The organism is uncultured Campylobacter sp. (assembly GCF_938030785.1).
Taxonomy (GTDB): domain Bacteria; phylum Campylobacterota; class Campylobacteria; order Campylobacterales; family Campylobacteraceae; genus Campylobacter_B.
Genome location: NZ_CALHIK010000053.1, coordinates 1 through 22,572 on the forward strand (window position 1 = coordinate 1; position 22,572 = coordinate 22,572).

Genomic DNA, 22,572 nt, shown 5'->3' on the forward strand with positions numbered 1-22,572 from the left:
AGCGCTTAGCGGTCTGCACTCGATCGCAGATATGGTATCGCCGATCTTTACGACGTTGTTCTCATCGTGGATCAGATATTTTTTAAATCTTTTTACGATCTTTCTATATCTAGGGTGCATAACCCTTCTTTCTACCAAAACGGTAGCTGTTTTATCGCCCGCCTTCTTTACGACTACGCCTTGAATTTCTCTTTTAAATGCCATAACCTATCCTTATTTCGCTTTAATAGCGGTGTTGATTCTAGCGATATCTTTTTTGATAGCGCGAATCTCGTTAGGATTGCTTAGCTGCATAGTTTTTAGCTTTTGTCTAGCCGTAAATAAAAGCAACTTACTTTGTTTCAACATAGAATTTAGCTCAGCCAAATCTTTATCTTTCAAATCAGTATATTTCATTTTCGCTTTCCCTACTTACGATTTTCGTTTTAAAAGGTAGTTTATGAATCGAAAGCATAAGCGCCTCTTTAGCAACCTCTTCGCTAACGCCGGTCATCTCGAAAATGATCCTGCCCGGTTTTATATTCATTACCCACTCTTCTACGCCGCTCTTACCCTTACCCATACGAGTTTGTAGAGGCTTTTTGGTAAGCGGTTTGTCTGGGAATACCTTAATCCAAATTTTAGCTTGACGATTCACGAAGCGCGTCATCGCGACACGAGCCGCTTCGATCTGGCGAGAATTTACCCTACCCGCCTCTACCGCTTTGATACCGAAATCGCCGAACGTCAAGGAATTTCCTCTCGTCGCATAGCCGCGATTGCGACCTTTCATCATCTTGCGGTATTTTGTTCTTTTTGGCATCAACATAACTATTTACCTCTTCTTGGTCTGCGTGTTTTTTTAGGCGCATCATCGGTCTTTTCAGCCTGGATGCCTTTTTGTAAAATTTCACCCTTAAAGATCCAAACCTTAATGCCGATATTACCGTAAGTCGTATGTGCTTCGGCAAAGCCGTAATCGATCCTAGCCCTTAGAGTATGAAGCGGAACGCGTCCTTCTAAATACCATTCGGTTCTAGCCATCTCAGCGCCGCCTAAGCGACCTGCGACGCAAATTTTAATTCCCTTTGCGCCTGCTTTTTGAGCGCCTTGGATGACCTTTTTCATAGCGCGGCGGAATGCAACGCGGCGCTCTAACTGCATAGCTACGTTTTCCGCAGCCAAAAGTGCGTTCGAGCCTACTTTGCGCTCCTCTTTGATATTAATGGCTATGTCTTTGTTGACTAGCTTAACGACTTCACTTCTTAAATTTTCAACCTCGCCGCCTTTTTTGCCGATGATGATACCCGGTCTTGCGGCTACGATCGTTACGCGAATTTTCTTAGCCGTTCTTTCGATAAGAATTTGGCTAATTCCCGCATAATAAAGCTTAGCTTTTAAAAATTTGCGGATCTTATAATCCTCGCCGATACTCTCGGAAAGCGTCGCTTTAGAAGGAAACCATCTAGACTCCCAATTTCGATTAATTCCTAATCTTAAACCGATCGGATTTACTTTCTGTCCCATTTACGCTTCCTTCTTACTTGGTTTTGCTACTTCGACGATAATGTGCGAAGTAGGCTTGCGGATACGGCTAGCCGTACCTCTGGCGCGCGGACGAAATCTCTTAAGTACGGGGCCAGCATCCACTCGGCAGCTGGTAACTACGACCTCTTCAGGCTCAAAGCCGCCGTTTGCGACCGCGCTTGAAATCGCCGTCGCGATATATTTCGCGCCGCGATTAGGCGTAAATTCCAAAGTAGCAAGGGCAAATTCCGCATTCATGCCTTGAATTTGTTTTGCGATAAGTCTTGCTTTTGTCGGCGAAAGGCGAACAAATTTAATAGTTGATTTACTCATATTCTATCCTTACTTGCCGATCTTTTTCTGCACGGAGCCTTTGTGGCCCTTGAAAGTGCGTGTAGGAGCGAACTCGCCTAATTTATAACCGATATGATGCTCGGTGACGTAAACCGGGATAAAATTCTTTCCGTTATGAACGTTAAACGTAAGTCCGATCATCTCAGGCACGATCGTGCTTCGTCTCGACCAAGTCTTGATCGGTTTGTTATCGCCGGCTTTCTTTGCCGCAACGACTTTTTTCATTACGTGATCATCTACGAAAGGACCTTTTTTTAGCGATCTAGCCATTTTTATTTTCCTTTCCTTCTTGAAATTATAAGCTTATCGCTCGCTTTTTTATGGCGAGTTTTATAGCCCTTCGTCGGTTTGCCCCACGGAGTTACTGGATGGCGGCCGGAATTTTTCTTACCCTCGCCACCGCCGTGCGGGTGATCTACCGGGTTCATTGCAGAACCTCTGGTTTGAGGACGGATTCCTCTGTGGCGATTGCGTCCGGCTTTGCCGATGACGACGTTTGCCCACTCTTCGTTACCCACTACGCCGATACTAGCCATGCACTCTGCAAGCACTCTTCTCATCTCGCCGCTAGGCAGACGCAAAATGACGTATTTTTCCTCTTTGCCCATAAGCTGAGCATAACCTCCGGCGCTACGTGCCATTTGAGCACCTTTGCCGGGTTTTAACTCGATATTATGCAGGATAGTTCCCACAGGGATGTTTTTCATCTTCATAGCATTGCCGGGTTTAATATCTAATCCGCCCTCGGCAGCGGCTACTACGTCGCCCACATTAAGATCGTTAGGCTTGATAATGTAGCGCTTCTCGCCGTCTGCGTATGAGATCAATGCGATACGGCAGTTGCGATTCGGATCGTATTCGATTGCCTCAACCTTGCCGGCAACGCCGAATTTATTTCGCTTAAAATCGATAATTCTATAAAGCTTAGCGGCTCCTGCTTGTTTATGGCGACTGGTAATGCGACCGTTATTGTTCCTTCCGGCTGCGGCAGGAATTTTAACAAGCAAACCTCTAACACTAGCTTTTGCAGTGATATCCTCGCTGCTAAGCCCTGTCATAAATCTTCTACTTGGAGTATACGGTTTATAAGTTTTAATCGCCATTTTACGCCTCCACGCTTTCTAGGCTTGCGCCTTCAGGTAGCTTGACGTAGAATTTTTTCACATCGTTTCTAGCGCCCATTTTACCTCTAAATCTTTTTACCTTGCCGTCCTGTCTTAAAGAATTTATCTTTAGCGGAGTGATCCCGAAATAGTTCTTTAAAACGCTCTTTAGTCCGTTTTTCGTAACCGACGGGCTAGTTTGGATAACGACCACGCCGTTTTCTTGAAGACCGAGAGACTTTTCCGTATAAAGGATCGTTTTGATATCTGTTATATCTGCCATTTTAGTCCTCTTTCACTATTGATTCAAATGCCGCTTTTTCGAATACGACCGAGCCGTAAACTGCGATTAGGTAAGCATTGACCTCGCTTGCATCGACGACATAGCAATTTTTAAGATTTCTATAGGCCAAAAGAGTTTGTGCGTCTAGCTCGTTTTTAACGATCAGCGCATCTCTAACGCCCAGTTTCTTAATAAAATTTGCCGCGTCTTTAGTCTTGCCGCTTTTTAGCTCTAAATCGTCGAATATAAAAATTTTACCCTCGTTTGCTTTCTCATTGATGGCAAATTCCAGCGCAAGGCGTTTTTGCTTTTTATTGACCTTCTGCTCGTAATTTCGCTCGTTAGTCGGACCGAATGCGACCGCGCCGCCTACCCAGACGTTAGTTCTAGTTGAGCCTGCGCGTGCGCCGCCGCGACCCTTTTGTCGCCACGGTTTTTTACCGCCGCCGCTAACCTCGGTGCGAGTTTTTACTTTCGCCGTATTTGCGCGGAGCGAAGCAAGGTAAGATTTGACATACAAATATAGATTGTGCGAATTGACCTCCGAAAATTTCGCAGGAATTTCAATTTCGCTTGCTTTTTCTAGTTTTTCGTTAAGCACGCTTACTTTACTCATTTTACTATCCTTATTCTGCCCATTGCGCCGTTAAATCCAGGAACCGAGCCTTTAAGCACTAAAATTTTGTTCTCGGCGTCGAAGCTCACGACCTCGTTTTTGGCAGTGATCATCTCGTTGCCGGTGTGTCCGGACATCTTCATACCCGGCTGAACGCGACCCGGCCACTCGCAGTTGCCGATTGAGCCCGGTCTTCGGTGAAAGCGGCTACCGTGCGCTGCAGGACCACCAGCAAAGCCATGGCGCTTAATAACGCCCTGATAGCCCTTGCCCTTGGATCTGAAGCTTACTTTTACGATCTTAGCTCCGCTCAAAACATCTAAATTTTGATCGCCAAGCTCGGCATTTTCTAAGCTTAGAGTCGCAAATTTATTAAATTCCTTGCTTAGGCTATATTTCTTTTGAATTCCGGCGATAGCTTTGTTATACGCTTTGCCGTCTGCGTAGGCTACGATAGCTTTTTTCTCATCGCAAACTTCGCAAATTTTGGTATTAATAAGTCGCAAAAGAGTCACGGGCGTGCTGCTCGTGTCGATCGTCCTACTCATACCTATTTTTTCTACGATATATTCCATTGTTTTACCCCTTATTTGCCCATTGCGTGAACTTCAACGTTGACTTCCGGAGCCAAATCAAGCTTAGTTAGCGAATCAACCGTGTCCGGAGTCGCCGCTACGATATCTAGCATACGAGCGTGGATCTTCATCTCAAACTGCTCTCTAGAGTCTTTATTTACGTGTGGAGATCTTAAAACTGTGTAGCGCTTGATCTTTGTGGGCATAGGAACAGGGCCTCTTACATCCGCACCCGTTCTTTTGACGGCTTCTACTATGGCCGCAACCGTGCGATCTAAAACTCTATGGTCATATGCCTTGAGTTTCAACCTAATTTTTTGCATCTGCTTTTCCTTAAAAAGAACTTGTCGCAACGCGCGACCTTTTGTTTCAAACAAAAGACGCACATTATATAAAAGCGCTCCCTTTTTGTCAAGAAAATAGCCAAATTTTATGGAAATATTTCCTTTTAATAAGGAAAAATATATAGAATTTCGAAAATTTTTAGGGTGCTGGAAATTTTCAATACAAAAATTTTAGATAAATTTGAAATAGATATAAAAATTTCATAGGATTTTTCAGATTTATTTCCTTTTAATAAGGAAAATTTTAAAATACTCGCCATGAATGATCTAAAATTTTTTTACGAAAATCCACCGGAATTTGCGGGCTTTATCCCGCGCAAAAGAGGTATCGGCTCTGCCAAAACCATAATCTATGGAGTGCTAAATTCCGGCAAAAGCGCCGTGTTGAAAAATGAAATTTCAGAACTTAAAAAAGATGAAATTTTGTATCTAAATTTAGCCGATCTACGCCTTGAGGATATGGTAGCAAGCGGCACTATCGCTGCGGTTAAAAATAGCGCGGATAATACAAACGGTGGCGAAGCGAATGAGAATGAAATAAGCGGAGAAACTACGCTCGATGCGGATATTTCGGATATAGATGAATTTTACCGCGCCGCCATAAAAAATACAGATACAAAAAATGAAAGCGCAAACGGCTTAAACAATGCAAAAAATGCGGAGTCGGGTGGCATAAAAAACAGGAGCGAGAATTTCTTTCGCGAGATCAAGGAGTTTTTGGCGGTCAACGAGCAAATTTCATCGCTTTTTCTGGATAATTTTAGTAGCGCCGATTTTGAAATTTCATCGCTTCAAAGCTTCGCCGAGGGGCTAAATTTGGAGCGCTTCATCATCTCTACTCGCGATAGAGAGTTGCTGCTGCCGGGTTTTGAGCGGCTTGAGCTTTTGCCGCTTTCGTTTGAAGAATTTATCGCCTTCGACAAGCGCCACAATGAGATAAACTCGATGATTTCGGCATTTTTGGCTCAAGGCGGTGGCGCAAAAAACCCCTTCATAACCCCCGCTGAAATTTTAGAATTCGAGCAGAGGCTGCTTACGGCAAACTTTAGCCGCACGGAAATTTTAATCCTCAAAGAGTGCCTAAGCTCTGTCCACACCGCATTTAGCGCAAATAAAATTTACACCGCGCTAAAGCCGCGCATCAAGATCTCAAAAGACGCCGTATACGGCACCATCGCCAAGCTTGAGCGGGAAAATTTTATCAGATTTTTAAGCAAGGCGGGCGAGCCTGCGCGCGCAAAAAAGCTATATTTTTCGCATTTTAATATGCGCGAAATTTTAACGAGCAAAAAGGACTTCTCCAAAAAATTTGCCAACGTCCTTTTCTGCGAGCTTTTGGGGCTGAATACGCCGATTTTTTATACAAAAGAGCTGGATTTTTACCTACCAAGTCTAAAAATGGGGGTTCTCGTCATCCCTTTCAGCGACGCGGACATTATCTTTTTAAAATTTCGTAAAATTTTAAGCGTGCTCAAGAGGCTCGGCATCACGAGTCTAAAGGTCGTTTCTATGGCAAACTCCGGCAGGCTCGAGATCGAGGGGATACGCTGCGACGTCCTGCCCTTTCACGAATTTGCGCTCAGCTTTTAGATATTTGAAATTTTATATCATAAAAATGCAGAAATTGTGCTATAATTTTGAGAGTTATATATCAATTAGGTAAGGAATTTTTATGGTAAAATTGCAAGACAAACTCATCTACGATACGTTAAAATTAGTCGCCGCGCAAGGAGAGGAGGGGCTTTTGTGCCGCAACAAGCAAAGCGATGCGGAGTTTATGAGACCCGTGAACGAGTTTGCGGCTGCGAGCGGACGCAACTACACCTCAATCAAATCGACTCTTGATATCATCCATAAAAACTGTGGCTATCTAGAGCGCGAGAGTATTAAGGATACGAGCTTTGATGCGGGCAAGGCGTCGAAAATTTTCATCTATCGCCTCTGCGATAAGGGGCGAAGCTTTATCGAAAAGTACGAGGCAACTCAAAATTCCGCTCAATAGCCCGAAATTAAAAAATTTTAAACATCGAATTCTATAAGAGATTGTTTAAAACTCAAATTTTAAATCTCGACGCTTAAGTAAATTTTACGAGGCGAATATCATAATTCAGAAAAACACGGGAGAGGAAGCGGCTGCGACTAGATTAAATATCCTTAAAACAATCTAAGAACTAAAAATTTCCTCTCTTGAAAATAGCGCCATTATAGATATTGGGCACGCAATATATCCGGTGGATCACACTTGCGAATTCCAAAACCCAACCGCTAAAGATGAATTTTTTGATATAATCCCCCGCTTAAAAAGCTAAAATTTAAAGGAAACATATGAAATTTATTTCTCACAAAATTTTAAAAAGCGCGGTTTTGCTGGCGGCATTAGGATCTTTCGCGACTTGCAGCGCCGAGACGCAGCAGCCTAACGGCTACGCTATAAGCGGCGCGTCGCTATCGGCGCTGCAGGAGGATGATAGAGCGAAAGAAAATTATCTAGTCATCGACGTCAGAGGCGCGGATGAGTACGCTGCAGGCCACGTAAAGCACGCGATCAATATCCCGCTTGGAGAGCTGGAAAACAGGCTGGACGAGATAAACGCCTATAAAGATAAAAACGTCGTGCTTTATTGCAATACGGGTAACCGCAGCGGCAAGGCGCTTGATCTGCTTAAACAAAAGGGCTTCAATGTGCTTATGAACGCGCCTGGCGTGAAGCAGTACGACTACGAGCTGTATAAGGTCGGCAGCATAAACGCGGAGGGGTTTTTGAAAATAGCGAATGAGCCGAACGTGCTGATCATCGACGCTAGGCAGAAGCAGGACTACGATGCGGGGCATATGAAGGGCGCGATAAATATCCCATACGGCGAGCCTTTAGAAAACTACAAGGACGTGCTTGAGGCCAACAAAGGCAAAAGGATAATCACGCACTGCTACAGCGGCAACCGCAGCGCCAAGCTCGCCAAAGCCCTAAACGAGCGAGGCTACAACGTCACAAATCTACTCGACGGCACGAAAGAGTATAACTACGAGCTGGTGAAGTAAATTAGAATTCGGGCTTTTGAAGCGAAATTTTAAAAGCCCGAATTTTATAAATTTGCAAATTTTTTATAATTTGATGGTTGTTTATTTTGCGACGCGAGATGCAAAATTTAACTTCGTGTGCGGCGCGTAAATTTAGACGCCGCAAATCCGCAAGATTTTAGATAGATATTCTATGCCGTATTTGGCGAAGCCCTCTCGCGAGCAAAATTCTGCGCGTATGGGTTTGGCGTAAAATTTTACTTTGGAATTTGCGGTGCGAAGTTCCAAGCAGCGAAATCTTTCAAAAATTTTAAATTTCAGCGAATTTAATTTCCAACATGCGTAAATTTCACTAAAAACATAACTAGAAGCTTTTCGAGAGTTTTGAACCCCGTAAATTCTTGATTAAATTTATTCGGATTAATAAAAATAAATCCCGCAAAATGATAAAATGCTGTTTTGAGTAAATTTGAAGCGGTATTTTATGGGAGGGATCATGAAATTTAAATATTTTAAAGCTGCGAACTGCGCTAACTACGATTTTTTCACCGCCGAAGAGCTAAGCTATAAAGAATTTATCAGACTAAGTTTTGGCGAGTTCACTCGCAAAAATCCAAGCTCCAACTGGGCGCTTAGCATCGACGATAGGAGCTTTGATTCGTTTCCGAATTTTACTCAAAAGCATCCAATCTGCTTATCCGATCTAAATTTTAAAGATAGCATCTTTCAGTTTAGGATCTGCTCCGAAAACAGCGTCCAAAGCCTAGGACACCGCATTTTTACCTGCCTAGACGGCATCCACAGGGACTTCGTCGCAAGCGAGATCAAGCAAACCGACGAAGTGATGATGAAGCTAAAGACGGGCGTTTTAAAGGACTTCGCCTGCGTCTCGAAGTGCGGCTGGTGGATAACCGACATCTGGCGCGATATGTATCCGGTGACGGATGAGAGCGAGAGCGAAAATTTCGTCGCAGATATGCTTGGTAGCGAGTTTTCAGCGCAAATGCAGCTCATAAACGAGCGACTTTTGAGCGCGCAAAACAGCGGCGAGCTTGACGAGCTCATCGCCGAGCTAAGGACGCAGGAGTAAATTTTAAAATTTTGCCCGCGAGTTGTCCTAGGTGCGGCGGGTGCGCTCACGCGTTTTGCGGCTAAATTTTAAATTTGCCCTCTTAAATTTATCCCAGTTTGCCGTTTGTCGCACAGCTATTTGCAGGGTACGGCGTGAGTCCGTAGTCTGCGGCTTCGACGTTCCAAAAGTCCAAATTTGCACTACGCGATACGATATACTCAAAACCCTTTTGATTCAGCTCGATCAAAATTTCAAATTCCTCGCCGTTTTTACAAACGATACTTTCGAAAAAGTGCGAAAAGCAGGCGATCTTCGCGTTTTCTTTCTGCATCGATTGATTTAGCATGAGCTCCATGTTGCTTAGAATTTTAAATACTGTCTGGCTCGTCTCAAATCTACCGAAGCGCGCGTAATACTTCGCTAAATTTTGCTCATTTAGCGTAACGGATTTGGTGCAGTTTTGCGTTATCTGCTCGTATATCACGCCGAAAAGCTCAATCGACGCGTTTTGATTATCTATCGCCTTGTTTTCGTGGTTTTCGATGACAACAAAGCCGTCTTTTATGCAAAATTTCTCGTTTTTATAGTAAAAGCTCACTCTTGCGATCTCTTGCTCGAAGCGCTTTTTATAAGTAAAAGGCAGATACGTCGTAATGCCCATTTTATCGATAATCGCAGAGCTTTTGACGCCGCCGTCCAGCTCGTGCTGCATGAAGTAGCGGATGAAGCTGCCCTGTTCGATATCAAAGCTATTTAAATACTCGATCTTATCCAGATACGCACAGCGGTAGAGCCGCACGAACTCGGAATTTAGCGAGATATTGATCTCGTCGGGGATATCACCGTATTTTTCGCTTTGCGGCGCGTCAATGCGCTCTATAATATTCATCTGTTTTTCGACTTTGTCTTTTACGAAAATAGTGATTTTGACCTGCTGCATCTCATAAAAGCGCTTTATCGTCTCGGTAGCGCTTTTTGTGATATCGGTCTTAAATTTTTTCGCCAGCTCCGATTTTTTGAGTGTCAGTGAAAAATCGCCGTTTTTTAGCTTGTTCTGCGAATACAGAAGATAAAGCAGCTCCTCATAAATCATCAAATGCGAGTAGGTCAAAAAGGTATTATCCACGACTATGACATAGTAGCAGCGCGTTACGGAGTATCTTTTGTTGTCTCTTAGAAAGTCGTTGTAAATTTTTAGCTTGCTCGCATTTTTCGATACCTTAAATACGTCGTAAGATTCTAAAAATATATTTTCCATATTTCGCCTTAGGTTAAAATTTTGTTGAAATATTACACAACATTTGTTTAAGTTGTTTTAAATTTTATCTTAAGGATAAAAAATATTAGCGAGTAAAATAATTTATAAAATTTCAATCATATTTTTAATATTAGCTTAAATATAATAAAATAATTTATAAAAATAGATTTTTTTATAGGAAAATTTTATACAAAAAATTTAATATGAATAAAAAAATCTATTTTTTAAACTAGAATTAATAAATAAAATTATATTATTTCTTTAAGAATAGGCATGCTTAGAATTAAATTTTATTAGGAAAGGACGGTTTGAAATGGAATTTCTTATTTTGACGCTATTTTTGATCAGCGGGCTTATATTATATTTTAAGCCGCAGATGAAAAATTTAGCTACGGGCTGTGCGGCAGTCGGTTGCGTAATATTGATCGCACTGGAATTTTACGTAAATTTATGGGTCGTTGTGCCTGTAGGCAACTTTTAGGAGGACGATATGCAAAATTTAGAACAAAATCAAATTCCCGCCGCCGAGCGAGGATTTTTTAACCTAATGTCGCTAGCCATCATCGCCCTCGTGGCGCTTCCTGTCGGTATAGCCTGTTTGATACTGGGCTTTGGCATGGGAGATAGCCCGTGCGTTATGTGCTGGTCGGAGAGGATCACGATGATAGCCATCAGCCTTATCGCACTTTTTATCCTTAGATACGGCCTAAGACCCGGCTACATCGCAGCGCTTTTACTGATGGCTTGTTGGGGGATGTTCAACGGCTTTATCCATTATAGCCTTGACGGTACGTTCGGTGGCTATCTCGATATAAAACAGGGCTTCGGGCTTGAAATTTTAGGTGCACACACGCAGCTTTGGGTCATCGTCGTAGATTTTTGCGTGATCGCATTTTTGGCGGTCATATTTTTGTGTAGCAAAAATTTAGGCGAGATAATGAAAAAGAGCGCGAGCGGCGAATACGGCGAGTTTTTGCGCTATCTGCCTCTGGGCAAGATTGCAAATTTAATCTTCATCGTCATCATCGCCGCAAACTGCGCGCAGGCTTTCATCGTCTCAGGCCCGCCGCCGTATCTGGGCTCTAGTACGCCGGCTAGATTAAGTCTTGATCCTGCAAAATGGTTTTGGGAAAAAGATCACTGGCAAAGCGCGCTTGATTTTAGATTCGATTGGAATCCGGAGCTTCCGGATCTGCCAAACTAAGGAGCAAAAAGATGAAAAAGCTGATGATTTTTACGGCGCTAGCAGCTCTGGCGTTTGGGTTTGAGTTTAATCTCGATAGCAAAGCGGGCGCGCTCGAGGGCGTGAAGGAGCTCGGCGCACCGAGTGCTGAAGTGAGTTTAAGCTTACAAAACGACGCGCCGATTACGGGAGCGGACTACGACGCAGATAAAAAGCAGTTCGCGCTGGTTTCTAAAAATAACGAATTCTACGTTGCGGACGAAAATTTAAAGCCGCTTAGATACGGCAAGCACGATCGCCACTTTATAATGGAGATGGAGGCGACCGTGGGTGCTGCGTGGTATAAAAATGAGCTCGGCATGATAAGCTTTAATAAAACCTTCGTCTTTTATGAGCCTACGGATGGGCTGGGCGCAGAGGAGCAAAACAGCCAGTGGAGGCACTTGACCGAGGGCTGGGATAAATGGAAGCTAAACGATCTCGGCAACAAAGGGCGCTTCTCCACACTTCGAGCAAAGCAGCAATATATCCTCGGCTGGGATTACGACGCGGCTGCGAATAAATTTATCGTTGCGTCCGTGCCTAATGACGTGAGGGATTATTGGAGCGTGGCGGTGTTTGACGGCGACGATAAGATGATTTTGGAGGAGTTTATTCCGCAAATCGGCTCAAATTTAAAGCTAAAAGAGAGCAGGAGCCTAGGCGAATACTACGTCACGGGTATCGACGCTCAGCCTGACGCCGTTTATCTTTTGAGTAAAAATTTCTCAACCATTTTAAAGTTAAATTTACAAACGCATGCAATTGAGGATGCATATAGTTTTAGCGGAGCGGCAAACGCGAGGGCGCTTGCGGTGAAGGACGGCAAATTTTATGTTTTTTCGCGCGAAGGCAAAGAAAATAAAGTTTTCATATACGATATGAAATAAAGCCCACATTTAAGGAGAAGAGATGCAAAGACGTTCTTTCTTAAAAGGCGCGGGAGCGGCTCTAGCTACGGCGGGAGCCTCTCCAAGCCTATTTGGTATGGAGCAGTTTGAGGTGGATTTTAAACCGAAATCCTATAAAAACGAGCAGGGCGTAGAGTATCACTACCTCACCTGTCCTAGAAACTGCCGCGACGCCTGTTCGATGATTGCAGAGATCAAAGACGGCAAGATGGTTAGCATCAAGGGCGATCCGAAGCACCCTCTAACGCAAGGCACGGTCTGCGTCAAAGGACATACCTACGCGATGCACCTATACAACGCCGATCGCATAATGTATCCAATGAAGCGCGTCGGTAAAAAGTGTGAGGGCAAGTGGGAGCGTATCAGCTGGGATCAAGCGCTAAAAGAGATAGCCGCGAAGCTTACCGAGATCAAGGCAAAATACGGCGGCGAGGCGATGACGGAATTTGTCTATTCGGGCAACGAAGGGCATATCTCAAAGACTATTTCGTCTGGAAATTTCTTTGAAAAATACGGCGCTACGAGGCTTGTGCGCAATCCATGCGACTGGCCGCGCTATGCGGGCACGCCGAGCGTCATCGGCACGGACTTTTCAAAAGACGCGCTGGAAGTCGATGAGAGCGATATGTATATCAGCTGGGGCTCAAACGAAGCCTATACGGCGGTGCACTGGATTAGATTTGCCCACCGCGTCAAAAAACGAGGCGGCAAGATCATCGTCATAAATACGATCAGAATTCCGCTCGCAAACCAAGCCGATATGTTTATCCAACTAAAGCCTTCAAGCGATCCTGCGTTTTGTCTAGCGGTGTGTAAGGTGCTGATAGAGGAGGATCTCTACGATCACGAATTTGTAGAAAAATATACGATGGGCTTTGACGAGCTGGTTAAAGAGTGTAGCCTCTACACCTATGGCGAGCTAAGCGATATGTGCGGCGCAAGCGTCGATCAGATCAAGGTTTTTGCGCGAGAATACGCCCACGCCAAAGCGCCTGCCATTATGCACGGCGACGGCGGGCAAAGGCACTTTAACGGCGCAAGGCTCGTGCGAGCGGTTACTTTCTTGCCGGTACTTACGGGTTGCCTTACAAAACTTGGCGGCGGATTATTCTGGGCTTACGTGCACGTAAAGGGCTGCTTTAACTTCGATAACTGCATGCCAGATCTTTCGCCGAAAGACGCGGAAGGCAAAAAGATAGAGCGCCAGCAAATAAGCTATATAGAATTTGGCAAAGGTATCCAAAAGGAAAATCCGACCTATCTAGGTAAGCCGATAAATACGGTAATTCGAGCCTGTATCAACTATAACTCAAATTTGATGGTAACGGCGCCCAATACGAATTTAATCAAAAAACGCGTGATGGACGACGATTTTTTCTTGGTAGTCATCGATCCTTACGATACCGACACCTGCGATTACGCTGACTACGTATTGCCGGGCGTTACCTTTATGGAGAGCGAAGATATTCAAAACGATCAAATTTCGGGCTACGTCTGCTACAACGCCCAAAGCGTCAAGCCGCTGGGCGAAGCCAAGACGAATTTGGAATTTTTTAACGCTCTAGCCAAGGCGATGGGATATAAAGAGGAGTGCTTTGATTGGGATAGCGAGACGGTTTGCAGGAGGTTTTTGGATACGGAATTTGCCAAAAAGCAAAATATCACCTACGAAAAGCTAAAGAGCGTGGGCTGGATCAAACCGTTTAGGACGCCTGAGACGATGAAAGATCAGTTCCCTTACTACCCTTATGCGCCGAAGAACAAGCTGGTATTCGGCACTAAAAGCGGCAAGTGCGAGCTCTACTCCGAAGCTTTCAAGGACGCAGGCTATCATCCGGTGATCGATCTTGACGACGATTGGGATTACTACGAAAGGCATAAAAATTTCGGCAAAGATTATTTGAAAAAATATCCGCTTTATTTTATGACGCCGGGAACGCAGCTTCAGGATAACTCAAACTGGGGCAATATGCCTTACATCCTAAAACGCGTCATTGTAAAGGGTAACGCCGAGCTATTTATGACGCGCGAGGATATGCTGGCGCGCGGTATCAAAGAGGGCGATACGGTCGAAGCTACGAATGAAAAGGGCACGGCGATATTTACGGCGGTTGAGACCAATCAGATGCAGCCGGGCATCGTCTATGCATGGAATAATATCTGGGTTAAAGTAACCAAATCTCGCACTGGAGCAAACATCCTTTGCTCGGACGGAGTGAGCGATTTGGGCAACGGATCGACCTATACCGCAAGCTTTTGTGAAGTAAAAAAAGCTGCGAAACAGGAGGCATAAAATGAAACGAAAACAAGGATTTTTATTTGATTACAACTTTTGCATAGGTTGTAAGGCGTGTGAAATTTCATGTCAGGTCTATCATAACCAAGACCCCGACATCAACTGGCGCCACGTCGATATGATGCTCATCCATGAAGACGAGATCGAAAAGGAAATTTTCATCTCGCATTCGTGCCACCATTGTGAAGAGCCTGCGTGTATGGATGTTTGTCCCGTGGGAGCTTACATTAAGCTTGAAAACGGCGTCGTTCAGCCGCTGCACGATAAATGCATCGGTTGCGGATACTGCATCGTAGCCTGTCCTTATGGCTCTATAACTAAAGGTAAAGACGGCAAAGCGCAAAAGTGCAATCTCTGCGCCGAGAAGCTCGAGCGTGGCGAGGAGCCTGCGTGCGTGGCGGGCTGTCCTTGTGACGTGCTAAAGCTAGTCGATAGCGACGTAAGCGATAGTGCGGGGATGGAGAAAGAGATGCCGGGCTTTAAGCGATTTTTTACGAAGCCAAACATCCGCTTCTATCCTCGCATGAAGCGCAACGAGTTTATCCACTAAGGATAAAAAGATGCGTAATTTAAAGCAGAGCCTTTGCATCGAGGACTTTTTGAGGCAGATATTTTTGGTGCCTCTTACCGGTGAAAATTTGAACGAGCTTTTAAATTTGGCGCAGGATTTCGCGCCTAAGCTTAAAGAGCATAAGTTTATCCTCGAATTTGCCGAATGCAAAAGCGAGTCAAGCTTAATCGATGAAATTCGCTACGAATTCAATAGGCTCTTCGTAGGTCCTAAGCGCCCCAAAGCCGAGCCTTACGAGTCGGTGTATTTCGACTATCAAACGATGTTTGGGGCAAAGACGATGCAGGTGCGAAGCTTTTATGAAAGCTCGGGGCTAAAACTCGAGGATGCGCAGCTTGATAAATTTCCCGACGATTTCATCGGGTACGAGCTGCAATATCTTTATTTTCTAAGTTTTAGCGCGCTAAAAGCGGAGGATGAGGCTAAATTTAACGAAATTCTGCGTAAAAAGGCGGAATTTATCGCCGCTCATCCGTCACAGTGGTTTTGCAAATTTGCCGCTCGTTGCAATGAGCATGCAAATTTAGACGTTTGGAAGAACTTCGGGGGCTTTTTAAATCTCTACTTAAATAGCGAGATGGATGCGCTGAAAAGTGCGCTAAAAGATCCTGAAATTTTTAAAAATTTAAAGGAATGACGATGGTACAGACGACTTGGGGATGGCTCATAGTCATCTATCTATTTTTAGGCGGTTTAGGCGCCGGGGCATTTTTGTGCTCGGCTTTGGCTTATAAAGGCTTTTTGGGTTCATTAAACGAGAGGTTTTATAAATTCGGCTTTCTGCTCGCGCCAGTAACGGTGATAATAGGAACCGCACTTTTGCTGTTTGACTTGGCGCCGAGCGCCGCGATAAATCCTCTTAAAATTTTACAGCTCTACACGCGCCCGGTTTCGATGATGAGCATAGGTACATACCTGCTTACGTTTTTTATCGTAATCAGCGTTTTGGTGCTTTTGCAGATCAAAAAGAGCGGTAAAATTTGCGATATGATGCTCACGCTCGGAGCTATTTTGGCGCTTGGAGTGATGGGATATACGGGGCTACTGCTTTACGTCGTAAAGGCGATCCCGCTTTGGGCTAGCGTGTGGCTGCCGATTTTATTTACGATCTCTGCGATCTCTACGGGGCTTAGCGCAAATGCCGCCGCTACGCTAAATGCCGGGCACGGCCTAAGCCACTGCGCGCATAAATTTCACGTCGCGTTAGTTGTGCTTGAGATCGTTGCGGTGTTAGCGCTATTTGCGAGCGTAAAAAGCGAGGCCGCGGGTATGGCGAGCGTAACCAAGATAGTCAGCGGCTCGCTTGCGCCGATGTTTTGGATAGGCTTTGTCGTATTTGGGCTTGCACTACCGCTGTTGGGCGGAAGCAAATTTATGCTTCGCAGTTGCAGTGTGAATGCGGACGGCAGCGTCTGCGCGCACGGCGGCGAGGAGGTAAAAAGCTGTGTTTATAACGAATACGGCGTGCTTGTGGGCGGCTTTTGCCTAAGAGCGTTTATCGTGCTCGGCGCGGTTTATATATTTTAACTCCTCCTTTCTGATACTGGTCGGGCGCCCGCCCGACCTTTTAAAGTTTATCTTAAGAATTATTTTCTAAAAAAAGTGATAAAATCAACAAACGTTTTATTGAAGGATTAAAAATGGATTTTGACGATCAAATTTTAAGAACCTGTGAAAACATAGATAAAAATCTTGCAAATAATAACTTGCGTGACGAGCGAGGATTTGTTAGCCAAGCTATCTTATCTCAGCTTAGAAATTTAGTAGAGTATATTTTTCAAAAAATTCACTCCGACGAAGAAAAAATAGATACCAATGAGCATCAGCAGACAATTAATGAAAATGCTATTAAATATATCAAATCAAAGGGCGGAAATTTTACTTTTTTAATTCGTTTCCATAATTTTTTAGATAAATCTGTCTCGCATTACACGCTTAGTGAAAATTCATCCGAACGTTTAATGCTTAAGTATTTTATGTATTTGGTCGAGTGTAAAAATTTTTTAAGAGAGCGATACAATATTGAAGTACTTAGAAATATTGACAAATTCCCGCTTAATTTAGATAAGAAATTTATGGAATACTATGAAAAAATTGTAGAAAAGATAGAAAATAAAAATGTTTTAAGTAATTCCGACAAAGAAAGCAATGCTTACTATGTGACAAAGGTAAAGCCCTTTATAGTAAAAGAACAAATTTATTATGAGGTAACATTTGTTAATGCTGTTGATAATTTTAGCAAATTTGATAAATTAATTGCATTTTGTAAATTTAGAATTTTTGATAATTATGCTGTCAATTTATGGATTCGTAATGAAAATATAGAAATTCTAAACAAATCACTACAGGTAAAAATCATTCACAGCTGGGAGGTTGCTATTAGACCAGCTGAATTGCAAAATTTTGGTAAGATTTTTGAATGTAGTCAAAAAATAAATAGAACAAGCGAATATAAAGAATTAATGCGATTTTTGACATGGAATAAAATTAGCCTAGTCGATTTGATTGATAGCTATGATTACCAAGATATAAAAAGAAACATTATTTCTAAAGGACAAGTTTCGCATATTTTTGATATTTTAGATAAGGTAAAGGCGGCTACCAAAGATGGTAGAAATACAATTAGGTATTTACTGCACAACTTACGTAATCAAGTAATAAAAAAGCAACTTCCAAATAATGAAGATAGATGCTTATCGGGTTTAAAGCTAAATTCAAAATGCCTTCCCTTTGAGCAAATGCCGTTTGCTACATCTTTAATAAATCACAATCCTAACTTTTATGATTTGTTAGAATGTATAGATACAGGTGGAAGAGAGCATGAATTATTTGCTAGAGCAGTAAAAAGTAGGATTGAAAATAGTGGAAGCCTGTTTGTTGATAAAAAGGAATTTAATTTCAACAATATAGATAATCTAAGATTTCAATTTAACTCAAAATTATGGTCAGGAAACGAAAAGAATCCAAAAGGGCATACTGGCAGGAGAATTGAGGAATTTCAAAGTCACTTTTATATCAAAGAATATGTCGAAAAATCTATCGAAATTATTGATGCGCTTGACAAATTGACGCAGAGCGGTATTCAAAACTACTCAAATTCTGCAAAAGAGTGGATAAAGAAAAATTCGATGCTAATTGACAATAAAGAAAAGGAAAATATTGTTATTAATCTATTTGAGAAATCAAAAGTCGCCTTGATTTATGGCGCAGCGGGTACGGGCAAAACAACTTTAATTGATTATATCTCGCGCTTTTTTAAAGAACATAGTAAAATATTTTTGGCCAATACAAATACTGCCGTAGATAATTTAAAAAGACGTATTGCCACGAGCCTAAATAGTGAATTTAAAACAGTCGCTAAATTAATAGCGGGTACAGATACAAAGTGTGATGTTTTAATTATTGATGAGTGTAGTACTATCAGCAATGATGATATGCAAAAAACATTAAATAAAGTGGACTTTGAACTCATTCTTTTAGTGGGAGACATATATCAGATAGAGGCGATATCGTTCGGCAATTGGTTTAAAATCGCTCAAAATTTTCTTCAAAAAGTAACTTTTGAGCTAAATGAAACGTATAGAACAAAAGATAAAAAACTTTTAAAACTTTGGAATGAAGTAAGAAACCTTGGTGATTGTATTAGTGAAATTTTGCAACGAGAAAGCTATTCGCAAAAATTAGAAGATTTAAGCTTTGAAGCTGGTGATGATGAGATTGTTTTATGTCTTAATTACGATGGATTATATGGCATTAATAATCTAAATACTATTTTGCAAGAAAACAATAAAGCAAAAGCTGTAGAGTGGGGTCTTCATAGATATAAGATCGGCGATCCTATTTTGTTTAATGAGGTAGAAAGATTTAAACCGCTTATTTACAATAATATGAAAGGAAGAATTGTTAATATTGAGCTTGCGGAAAGACGAATTTGGTTTAGTATCGAACTTGAAAAATCAATAACTGGACTAGATGCACAAAAGTATGATTTTGAGCTATTGGAGAATAGCGATAAATCGGTGATAAAATTTTATGTTAATCAATACGGAACGGCTGATGAGGAGGGGAATCCTGAAAATAATGATGAAGAAACTGTTGTGCCGTTCCATGTGGCATACGCCATTTCAATTCATAAAGCACAAGGTTTGGAGTACAAAACCGTAAAAGTAGTAATAAGTAGCGAAGTTGATGAGATGATAACGCATAATATTTTTTATACAGCGATAACCAGGGCGAAGGAAAATCTACAAATATATTGGTCGCCGGAAGTCGAAAAGAAAATTCTAGAAAGCTTCAAAAAAAGAAACAGCAATAAAGATATTGATTTTTTGCAGAAATTAAAGAAATAAAAGCCGCCCAAAAGACGGCTTAAATTTCACCTCTCAAAAATAAAAATTTTATTCACGCCGTTCTCTCTGGACACGACGTAGAATTTGCCCTCTTTGATAGCGAGCGCATGGGCATCGCTCGCGCCTTCAAAGCTATAAATCTCCACGATCTTTCTGCTGCGCGGATCAAGCTTTAGGATGCTTGAGTATTGCTTCGAGAGTAAATAAACAAACTCGCCTTGCGCATCCATACCCGTGACATAGTAGTCGTTTATATCCCTGCCGTCCTTTACGCCGAGAGCCTTATCGAAGCTCGGCACGAACTCGCTCGAGAGTAGATTGTCGGCATCGCTAAAGCTCGCTACGCTCCAGCTTTGCCTTATATTATCCGGCACGCTAGCGACGAAAAACTCGCCGTAGAAATCCGAGTGATCCCACGAGAGGATAAACTGCTGCTTAGCGCGCACGGTAGAGTAGCGATCCTTGAAATCGAGCGTGAAATTTTCATATCCGTCGTGCAGATAGCGCCACGCCTTGTTTGCTTCCTCTTTGCTTTGATTCGGTGCGGGTTTGAAAAACTCATAGGTTTTATTATAGCTCATGAGCCCTACGGAGCCTTTAAAAAAGCTCGCCGCGACGGTCTCTTCCATCTGCATTATCCAATCGGGCGTACTTCGTAGATAGCTTTTTGCGGTTTTTAGCTCGCCGTCCATTTCGTAGAGCTCAAATTTTAACGTACCGAGTAAGAAGCTTCCGCTCGCCGCATCGTAGTCAAGCCCCGTGACGGGATTATTGTTGTTTAAATTTAACGTTATCTCGCCGCTTTTGCGTAACGGCGTTAAATTTGCCACTGCGCCGTCCGCAGGATTTAGATTAAATTCGCCGCCCAGCGCCAGTGCAGCGCACAAAAGGGTTAAGGTTAAAATTTTTCTCATATCGCGACCTCACTTCGGTAAATTCGGTAGTTTTGGATTCCAGCTTTCGCGGAAGTCAATTTCGGTTTCCTCCCAGTGATCAAGCTCCCAAAACCACTTTGACGGATCGACGCTCATACGCGAAGGCGTCGCGGAGGCCAGATAGGGCGGAGGACCTGCCGTGATAAAAGCCTGAACGCAGTTAAAAGCCATGATGATCGCAAAGGCCGCCACGGCTATCTTGCCTAGCGCGAAGCTCGGCAGAACCGCACCGTATGCGCCTTCCTCGCTTTTTTGCATTATTTTGCCTACGTTTTTGCCTAGCAGCAAAATCACGCCCAAAAATATAATGACGCAAAAATGCACCACTACGACCCAAAACTGCGTGTGCGCGCCTAAAATTTCGAGCCCGAAGCCCTGCTTGATGTCGAGGTAGCCGCCGCCGGTGCCGTCAAGGCTGTAGTGCAAAAAGCCGTCGTATAGCCCAAGGCACGCTAAAAAGAGGATCGCGGCTAGGTATTTGACAGTAAATCCGTATCTAACGATCAGCAAAGCCACGAATGAGATCGCGACCATGCAAAATCTCTCGTGCCAGCACATGATGCAGGGGCTATCGCCCATGCCAAAGCCCAAAACCAAACACGCGATACCTACGGGTAGGGCGATGAGGGCGAGGGCGGCAAGGGCGAAAAGATTGAAAAACCGCTTTTCATCTTCGCCCCAGCTCGGCAAATTTTCGGAGCCGTTCGCGAAATTTTGATTTTCCATTACTCGCTCCTAAAAATTTCCCATAGGCACGACGGCAAATTTATTCACCCATGCCATCATGATGACGAGTATCGCGATGCCTGCGATACCAAAGCCCATAACCGCGCGCTTTTTCTCAGGTCTAAACCACAACAAAAGGCCCGCGACGAAAAACATCAGAACCATCAAAAATTCCATGCTTTCTCCTTTTTCGTTGAAATTTAATATTGTGAAAATATTACTATTTTGCTTATTAGACATATATTAAAAATTATGTTTTTATCAGTGTAAATAAATTTTTTATGAAATTTTATGATACTAAAATAGCTATTTTTAAGAAAATTTTTTCTATTTCAGCTTGATTTAAATTTATCTAAAGCATTTCGATTAGTCTGATTTTGCTTGTGCGAGTCGCGCGATAAAACGCCACGCGATTGAAATTATAAAATTAGCAAGAAGATGAACAATGACTTTTGGCGCAGCGGCAAGCGAGTGGGGGCAATCATCGCTGGGGCGCATCCGTTTTTCTTGCGGCGGAGCGGTCTCTTGCATTATGTCTATCTTCTTACGTTTAGGCTGTATTCTTGCACCGCGTTTTCCCCCTACTGAGTGCTCATTTCGGTAGCGGACGCCGCCTCGTTGATAGCAAGCAATACCTTGCAATCGGTTTATGTCGGTTGCGGATGCTGTTTTATTGTGCGGTTATTTCGGCTTGCATTGCGCAATGAAATTTTGAAATTTTACAAAGCTCGCCCAAGCCGACCGCTTTAATTTTACCCGCTTCTTAGTCGCGAAGTGTCTGCGCGTGGGCTTTGGGCGGCATGCCAAACATCCTCGCGTACTCCCTGCCGAACTGCGGCGGGCTTTCGTACCCGATGTCAAAGGCCTCCTGCGACGCCGTCGTATCGCCGTTTTGTAAGATATATTGGCTTCCTGCAACCTAATGCGCTTTTGAAAATCAAGCGGGCTTGGCGCAGTATTGCAGGAATTTTTACATGTCGTAGCGATACTGCTTGCCCTAAATTCCACCATTTTGCCGTCGCGCAGGCACAAGCACGCGCTGGGCTTATAGATCGTCGCGTGAAGTCCGAGGGCTCGCTTTGGCAGTAGAAGCTAAGCGCTTGCATAGGCGTCTGAACGTATCCATAGGCGAGATACAGCTCGCCGGTGATCTTTGCGGCGTCTTTTAAAATTTTATCTGCTTTGTTCATCTAAGCTCCTTTAAATTTACGCGGGTTATATTTAAATTTGCACGATTGGGCAAGGAATTTGGACTATCGTGCTACCGCAAAATTTTAAAAAAGGCTATAATTTAGCAACTTTAGTTAAAGGAGAAAAGATGACAAATTTTAGTTTTTGCAACCCCGTGAGGATAGAATTCGGCAAGGGCAAAGAGGAGCATATCGGGCAGTATATGAAGGAAGCGGGCGCGAAAAAAGCTCTCGTACTATACG

27 protein-coding genes and 1 pseudogene are annotated in these 22,572 nt (G+C 43.3%); 12 read left to right on the forward strand and 16 right to left on the reverse strand.

All coding sequences use genetic code 11. The features are described 5' to 3' along the window. The 11 genes and pseudogenes from rpsQ to rpsJ all read right to left on the reverse strand — a co-directional run. A partial coding sequence (rpsQ, locus tag Q0438_RS02760; protein ID WP_299187136.1) for a 30S ribosomal protein S17 occupies nucleotides 1–204 on the reverse strand: 204 nt, incomplete at its 3' end. A gap of 9 nt (nucleotides 205–213) precedes the next feature. Continuing rightward, on the reverse strand, nucleotides 214–396 hold the full coding sequence (gene rpmC / locus Q0438_RS02765; RefSeq protein WP_005868995.1) for a 50S ribosomal protein L29: 183 nt from the start codon (nucleotides 394–396) through the stop codon (nucleotides 214–216). Beyond that, nucleotides 383–808 carry a 50S ribosomal protein L16 gene (gene rplP / locus Q0438_RS02770; RefSeq protein WP_005868996.1) on the reverse strand — a complete coding sequence of 142 codons (426 nt, stop codon included), beginning with the start codon at nucleotides 806–808 and terminating at the stop codon, nucleotides 383–385. Before rplP ends, rpmC begins: the two co-directional genes overlap by 14 nt. A gap of 2 nt (nucleotides 809–810) precedes the next feature. Continuing rightward, nucleotides 811–1,506 carry a 30S ribosomal protein S3 gene (rpsC, locus tag Q0438_RS02775; RefSeq protein WP_005868997.1) on the reverse strand — a complete coding sequence of 232 codons (696 nt, stop codon included), beginning with the start codon at nucleotides 1,504–1,506 and terminating at the stop codon, nucleotides 811–813. Nucleotides 1,507–1,527: 21 nt separating this feature from the next. Further along, nucleotides 1,528–1,839: pseudogene (gene rplV, locus Q0438_RS02780) on the reverse strand (50S ribosomal protein L22); the annotation flags it as partial. A gap of 9 nt (nucleotides 1,840–1,848) precedes the next feature. Next, the gene (rpsS, locus tag Q0438_RS02785) at nucleotides 1,849–2,130 is read right to left on the reverse strand and encodes a 30S ribosomal protein S19 (RefSeq protein WP_005869002.1); all 282 of its coding nucleotides are present in this window, start codon (nucleotides 2,128–2,130) and stop codon (nucleotides 1,849–1,851) included. Between the two features lie 2 nt (nucleotides 2,131–2,132). Continuing rightward, the gene (gene rplB, locus Q0438_RS02790) at nucleotides 2,133–2,963 is read right to left on the reverse strand and encodes a 50S ribosomal protein L2 (protein ID WP_297880593.1); all 831 of its coding nucleotides are present in this window, start codon (nucleotides 2,961–2,963) and stop codon (nucleotides 2,133–2,135) included. Between the two features lies 1 nt (nucleotide 2,964). Further along, nucleotides 2,965–3,246, reverse strand: coding sequence for a 50S ribosomal protein L23 (locus Q0438_RS02795; protein ID WP_177387640.1), 282 nt, complete (start codon nucleotides 3,244–3,246; stop codon nucleotides 2,965–2,967). A gap of 1 nt (nucleotide 3,247) precedes the next feature. Then, nucleotides 3,248–3,862 (reverse strand): 50S ribosomal protein L4, encoded by a 615-nt coding sequence (rplD, locus tag Q0438_RS02800; RefSeq protein ID WP_299187138.1) that lies wholly within the window; start codon nucleotides 3,860–3,862, stop codon nucleotides 3,248–3,250. Then, a complete protein-coding gene (rplC, locus tag Q0438_RS02805; protein ID WP_299187139.1) occupies nucleotides 3,859–4,437 on the reverse strand; it encodes a 50S ribosomal protein L3 in 579 nt (192 codons plus the stop codon). The genes rplD and rplC overlap by 4 nt, the downstream gene beginning before the upstream one ends. An 11-nt stretch (nucleotides 4,438–4,448) precedes the next feature. Next, on the reverse strand, nucleotides 4,449–4,760 hold the full coding sequence (gene rpsJ / locus Q0438_RS02810) for a 30S ribosomal protein S10 (RefSeq protein WP_291939283.1): 312 nt from the start codon (nucleotides 4,758–4,760) through the stop codon (nucleotides 4,449–4,451). Nucleotides 4,761–5,039: 279 nt separating this feature from the next. Here rpsJ and Q0438_RS02815 point away from each other — a divergent pair, with 279 nt between their 5' ends. The 4 genes from Q0438_RS02815 (at nucleotide 5,040) to Q0438_RS02830 (ending at nucleotide 8,889) form a co-directional block, all read left to right on the forward strand. Next, the gene (locus Q0438_RS02815; protein WP_299187141.1) at nucleotides 5,040–6,371 is read left to right on the forward strand and encodes a hypothetical protein; all 1,332 of its coding nucleotides are present in this window, start codon (nucleotides 5,040–5,042) and stop codon (nucleotides 6,369–6,371) included. 82 nt (nucleotides 6,372–6,453) lie between these two features. Next, the gene (locus tag Q0438_RS02820; RefSeq protein ID WP_299187144.1) at nucleotides 6,454–6,783 is read left to right on the forward strand and encodes a hypothetical protein; all 330 of its coding nucleotides are present in this window, start codon (nucleotides 6,454–6,456) and stop codon (nucleotides 6,781–6,783) included. A gap of 323 nt (nucleotides 6,784–7,106) precedes the next feature. After that, nucleotides 7,107–7,820: a rhodanese-like domain-containing protein gene (locus Q0438_RS02825; RefSeq protein ID WP_299187147.1), complete on the forward strand. Its 714-nt coding sequence runs from the start codon at nucleotides 7,107–7,109 to the stop codon at nucleotides 7,818–7,820. Between the two features lie 475 nt (nucleotides 7,821–8,295). Next, nucleotides 8,296–8,889, forward strand: a complete 594-nt coding sequence (locus Q0438_RS02830) for an effector protein (RefSeq protein ID WP_299187150.1) — start codon at nucleotides 8,296–8,298, stop codon at nucleotides 8,887–8,889. An 88-nt stretch (nucleotides 8,890–8,977) separates the two neighbouring features. On the opposite strand, the gene Q0438_RS02835 is transcribed toward Q0438_RS02830, so the two are convergent. Then, a complete protein-coding gene (locus tag Q0438_RS02835; protein ID WP_299187152.1) occupies nucleotides 8,978–10,129 on the reverse strand; it encodes a hypothetical protein in 1,152 nt (383 codons plus the stop codon). 313 nt (nucleotides 10,130–10,442) lie between these two features. Between Q0438_RS02835 and Q0438_RS02840 the strand changes: the two genes are divergently transcribed. The 8 genes from Q0438_RS02840 (at nucleotide 10,443) to Q0438_RS02875 (ending at nucleotide 19,478) form a co-directional block, all read left to right on the forward strand. Continuing rightward, complete coding sequence (locus Q0438_RS02840) at nucleotides 10,443–10,610, forward strand: hypothetical protein (protein WP_299187155.1); 168 nt, start codon at nucleotides 10,443–10,445, stop codon at nucleotides 10,608–10,610. Between the two features lie 9 nt (nucleotides 10,611–10,619). Continuing rightward, nucleotides 10,620–11,333 (forward strand): disulfide bond formation protein B, encoded by a 714-nt coding sequence (locus Q0438_RS02845; RefSeq protein ID WP_299187158.1) that lies wholly within the window; start codon nucleotides 10,620–10,622, stop codon nucleotides 11,331–11,333. Nucleotides 11,334–11,344: 11 nt separating this feature from the next. Beyond that, nucleotides 11,345–12,241, forward strand: a complete 897-nt coding sequence (locus Q0438_RS02850; protein WP_299187161.1) for a hypothetical protein — start codon at nucleotides 11,345–11,347, stop codon at nucleotides 12,239–12,241. Nucleotides 12,242–12,263: 22 nt separating this feature from the next. Further along, entirely contained in the window at nucleotides 12,264–14,555 is a 2,292-nt protein-coding gene (locus Q0438_RS02855) for a molybdopterin-dependent oxidoreductase (RefSeq protein WP_299187163.1), read from the forward strand. Nucleotide 14,556: 1 nt separating this feature from the next. Continuing rightward, complete coding sequence (locus Q0438_RS02860) at nucleotides 14,557–15,108, forward strand: 4Fe-4S dicluster domain-containing protein (protein ID WP_297882056.1); 552 nt, start codon at nucleotides 14,557–14,559, stop codon at nucleotides 15,106–15,108. 10 nt (nucleotides 15,109–15,118) lie between these two features. Continuing rightward, a complete protein-coding gene (locus tag Q0438_RS02865; protein WP_299187165.1) occupies nucleotides 15,119–15,766 on the forward strand; it encodes a molecular chaperone in 648 nt (215 codons plus the stop codon). A gap of 2 nt (nucleotides 15,767–15,768) precedes the next feature. Then, nucleotides 15,769–16,656, forward strand: coding sequence for an NrfD/PsrC family molybdoenzyme membrane anchor subunit (gene nrfD, locus Q0438_RS02870; protein WP_299187167.1), 888 nt, complete (start codon nucleotides 15,769–15,771; stop codon nucleotides 16,654–16,656). Between the two features lie 113 nt (nucleotides 16,657–16,769). Beyond that, nucleotides 16,770–19,478 (forward strand): ATP-dependent RecD-like DNA helicase, encoded by a 2,709-nt coding sequence (locus Q0438_RS02875; protein WP_299187170.1) that lies wholly within the window; start codon nucleotides 16,770–16,772, stop codon nucleotides 19,476–19,478. Nucleotides 19,479–19,504: 26 nt separating this feature from the next. Here Q0438_RS02875 and Q0438_RS02880 read toward each other — a convergent pair whose 3' ends face one another. From Q0438_RS02880 to Q0438_RS02895, 4 genes are all read right to left on the reverse strand, one after another. Continuing rightward, entirely contained in the window at nucleotides 19,505–20,392 is an 888-nt protein-coding gene (locus tag Q0438_RS02880; RefSeq protein WP_299187173.1) for a hypothetical protein, read from the reverse strand. 9 nt (nucleotides 20,393–20,401) lie between these two features. Then, complete coding sequence (locus Q0438_RS02885) at nucleotides 20,402–21,139, reverse strand: disulfide bond formation protein B (protein WP_299187176.1); 738 nt, start codon at nucleotides 21,137–21,139, stop codon at nucleotides 20,402–20,404. A 9-nt stretch (nucleotides 21,140–21,148) separates the two neighbouring features. After that, nucleotides 21,149–21,316 (reverse strand): hypothetical protein, encoded by a 168-nt coding sequence (locus Q0438_RS02890; protein ID WP_291938627.1) that lies wholly within the window; start codon nucleotides 21,314–21,316, stop codon nucleotides 21,149–21,151. Nucleotides 21,317–21,996: 680 nt separating this feature from the next. Then, nucleotides 21,997–22,329, reverse strand: coding sequence for a hypothetical protein (locus Q0438_RS02895; RefSeq protein ID WP_299187179.1), 333 nt, complete (start codon nucleotides 22,327–22,329; stop codon nucleotides 21,997–21,999). Between the last annotated feature and the right edge of the window lie 243 nt (nucleotides 22,330–22,572).

Coding starts and splice junctions, on each gene's coding strand:
- Q0438_RS02885 (WP_299187176.1), bottom strand. CDS start 21,139: ATGGAAAATCAAAATTTCGCGAACGGCTCCGAAAATTTGCCGAGCTGG.
- Q0438_RS02855 (WP_299187163.1), top strand. CDS start 12,264: ATGCAAAGACGTTCTTTCTTAAAAGGCGCGGGAGCGGCTCTAGCTACG.
- rplB (WP_297880593.1), bottom strand. CDS start 2,963: ATGGCGATTAAAACTTATAAACCGTATACTCCAAGTAGAAGATTTATG.
- Q0438_RS02845 (WP_299187158.1), top strand. CDS start 10,620: ATGCAAAATTTAGAACAAAATCAAATTCCCGCCGCCGAGCGAGGATTT.
- rplC (WP_299187139.1), bottom strand. CDS start 4,437: ATGGAATATATCGTAGAAAAAATAGGTATGAGTAGGACGATCGACACG.
- nrfD (WP_299187167.1), top strand. CDS start 15,769: ATGGTACAGACGACTTGGGGATGGCTCATAGTCATCTATCTATTTTTA.
- Q0438_RS02840 (WP_299187155.1), top strand. CDS start 10,443: ATGGAATTTCTTATTTTGACGCTATTTTTGATCAGCGGGCTTATATTA.
- Q0438_RS02820 (WP_299187144.1), top strand. CDS start 6,454: ATGGTAAAATTGCAAGACAAACTCATCTACGATACGTTAAAATTAGTC.
- Q0438_RS02875 (WP_299187170.1), top strand. CDS start 16,770: ATGGATTTTGACGATCAAATTTTAAGAACCTGTGAAAACATAGATAAA.
- Q0438_RS02830 (WP_299187150.1), top strand. CDS start 8,296: ATGAAATTTAAATATTTTAAAGCTGCGAACTGCGCTAACTACGATTTT.
- Q0438_RS02835 (WP_299187152.1), bottom strand. CDS start 10,129: ATGGAAAATATATTTTTAGAATCTTACGACGTATTTAAGGTATCGAAA.
- rpmC (WP_005868995.1), bottom strand. CDS start 396: ATGAAATATACTGATTTGAAAGATAAAGATTTGGCTGAGCTAAATTCT.
- Q0438_RS02890 (WP_291938627.1), bottom strand. CDS start 21,316: ATGGAATTTTTGATGGTTCTGATGTTTTTCGTCGCGGGCCTTTTGTTG.
- Q0438_RS02815 (WP_299187141.1), top strand. CDS start 5,040: ATGAATGATCTAAAATTTTTTTACGAAAATCCACCGGAATTTGCGGGC.
- rpsS (WP_005869002.1), bottom strand. CDS start 2,130: ATGGCTAGATCGCTAAAAAAAGGTCCTTTCGTAGATGATCACGTAATG.
- rplP (WP_005868996.1), bottom strand. CDS start 808: ATGTTGATGCCAAAAAGAACAAAATACCGCAAGATGATGAAAGGTCGC.
- Q0438_RS02860 (WP_297882056.1), top strand. CDS start 14,557: ATGAAACGAAAACAAGGATTTTTATTTGATTACAACTTTTGCATAGGT.
- Q0438_RS02795 (WP_177387640.1), bottom strand. CDS start 3,246: ATGGCAGATATAACAGATATCAAAACGATCCTTTATACGGAAAAGTCT.
- rpsJ (WP_291939283.1), bottom strand. CDS start 4,760: ATGCAAAAAATTAGGTTGAAACTCAAGGCATATGACCATAGAGTTTTA.
- Q0438_RS02865 (WP_299187165.1), top strand. CDS start 15,119: ATGCGTAATTTAAAGCAGAGCCTTTGCATCGAGGACTTTTTGAGGCAG.
- Q0438_RS02850 (WP_299187161.1), top strand. CDS start 11,345: ATGAAAAAGCTGATGATTTTTACGGCGCTAGCAGCTCTGGCGTTTGGG.
- Q0438_RS02895 (WP_299187179.1), bottom strand. CDS start 22,329: ATGAACAAAGCAGATAAAATTTTAAAAGACGCCGCAAAGATCACCGGC.
- rpsC (WP_005868997.1), bottom strand. CDS start 1,506: ATGGGACAGAAAGTAAATCCGATCGGTTTAAGATTAGGAATTAATCGA.
- rplD (WP_299187138.1), bottom strand. CDS start 3,862: ATGAGTAAAGTAAGCGTGCTTAACGAAAAACTAGAAAAAGCAAGCGAA.
- Q0438_RS02880 (WP_299187173.1), bottom strand. CDS start 20,392: ATGAGAAAAATTTTAACCTTAACCCTTTTGTGCGCTGCACTGGCGCTG.
- Q0438_RS02825 (WP_299187147.1), top strand. CDS start 7,107: ATGAAATTTATTTCTCACAAAATTTTAAAAAGCGCGGTTTTGCTGGCG.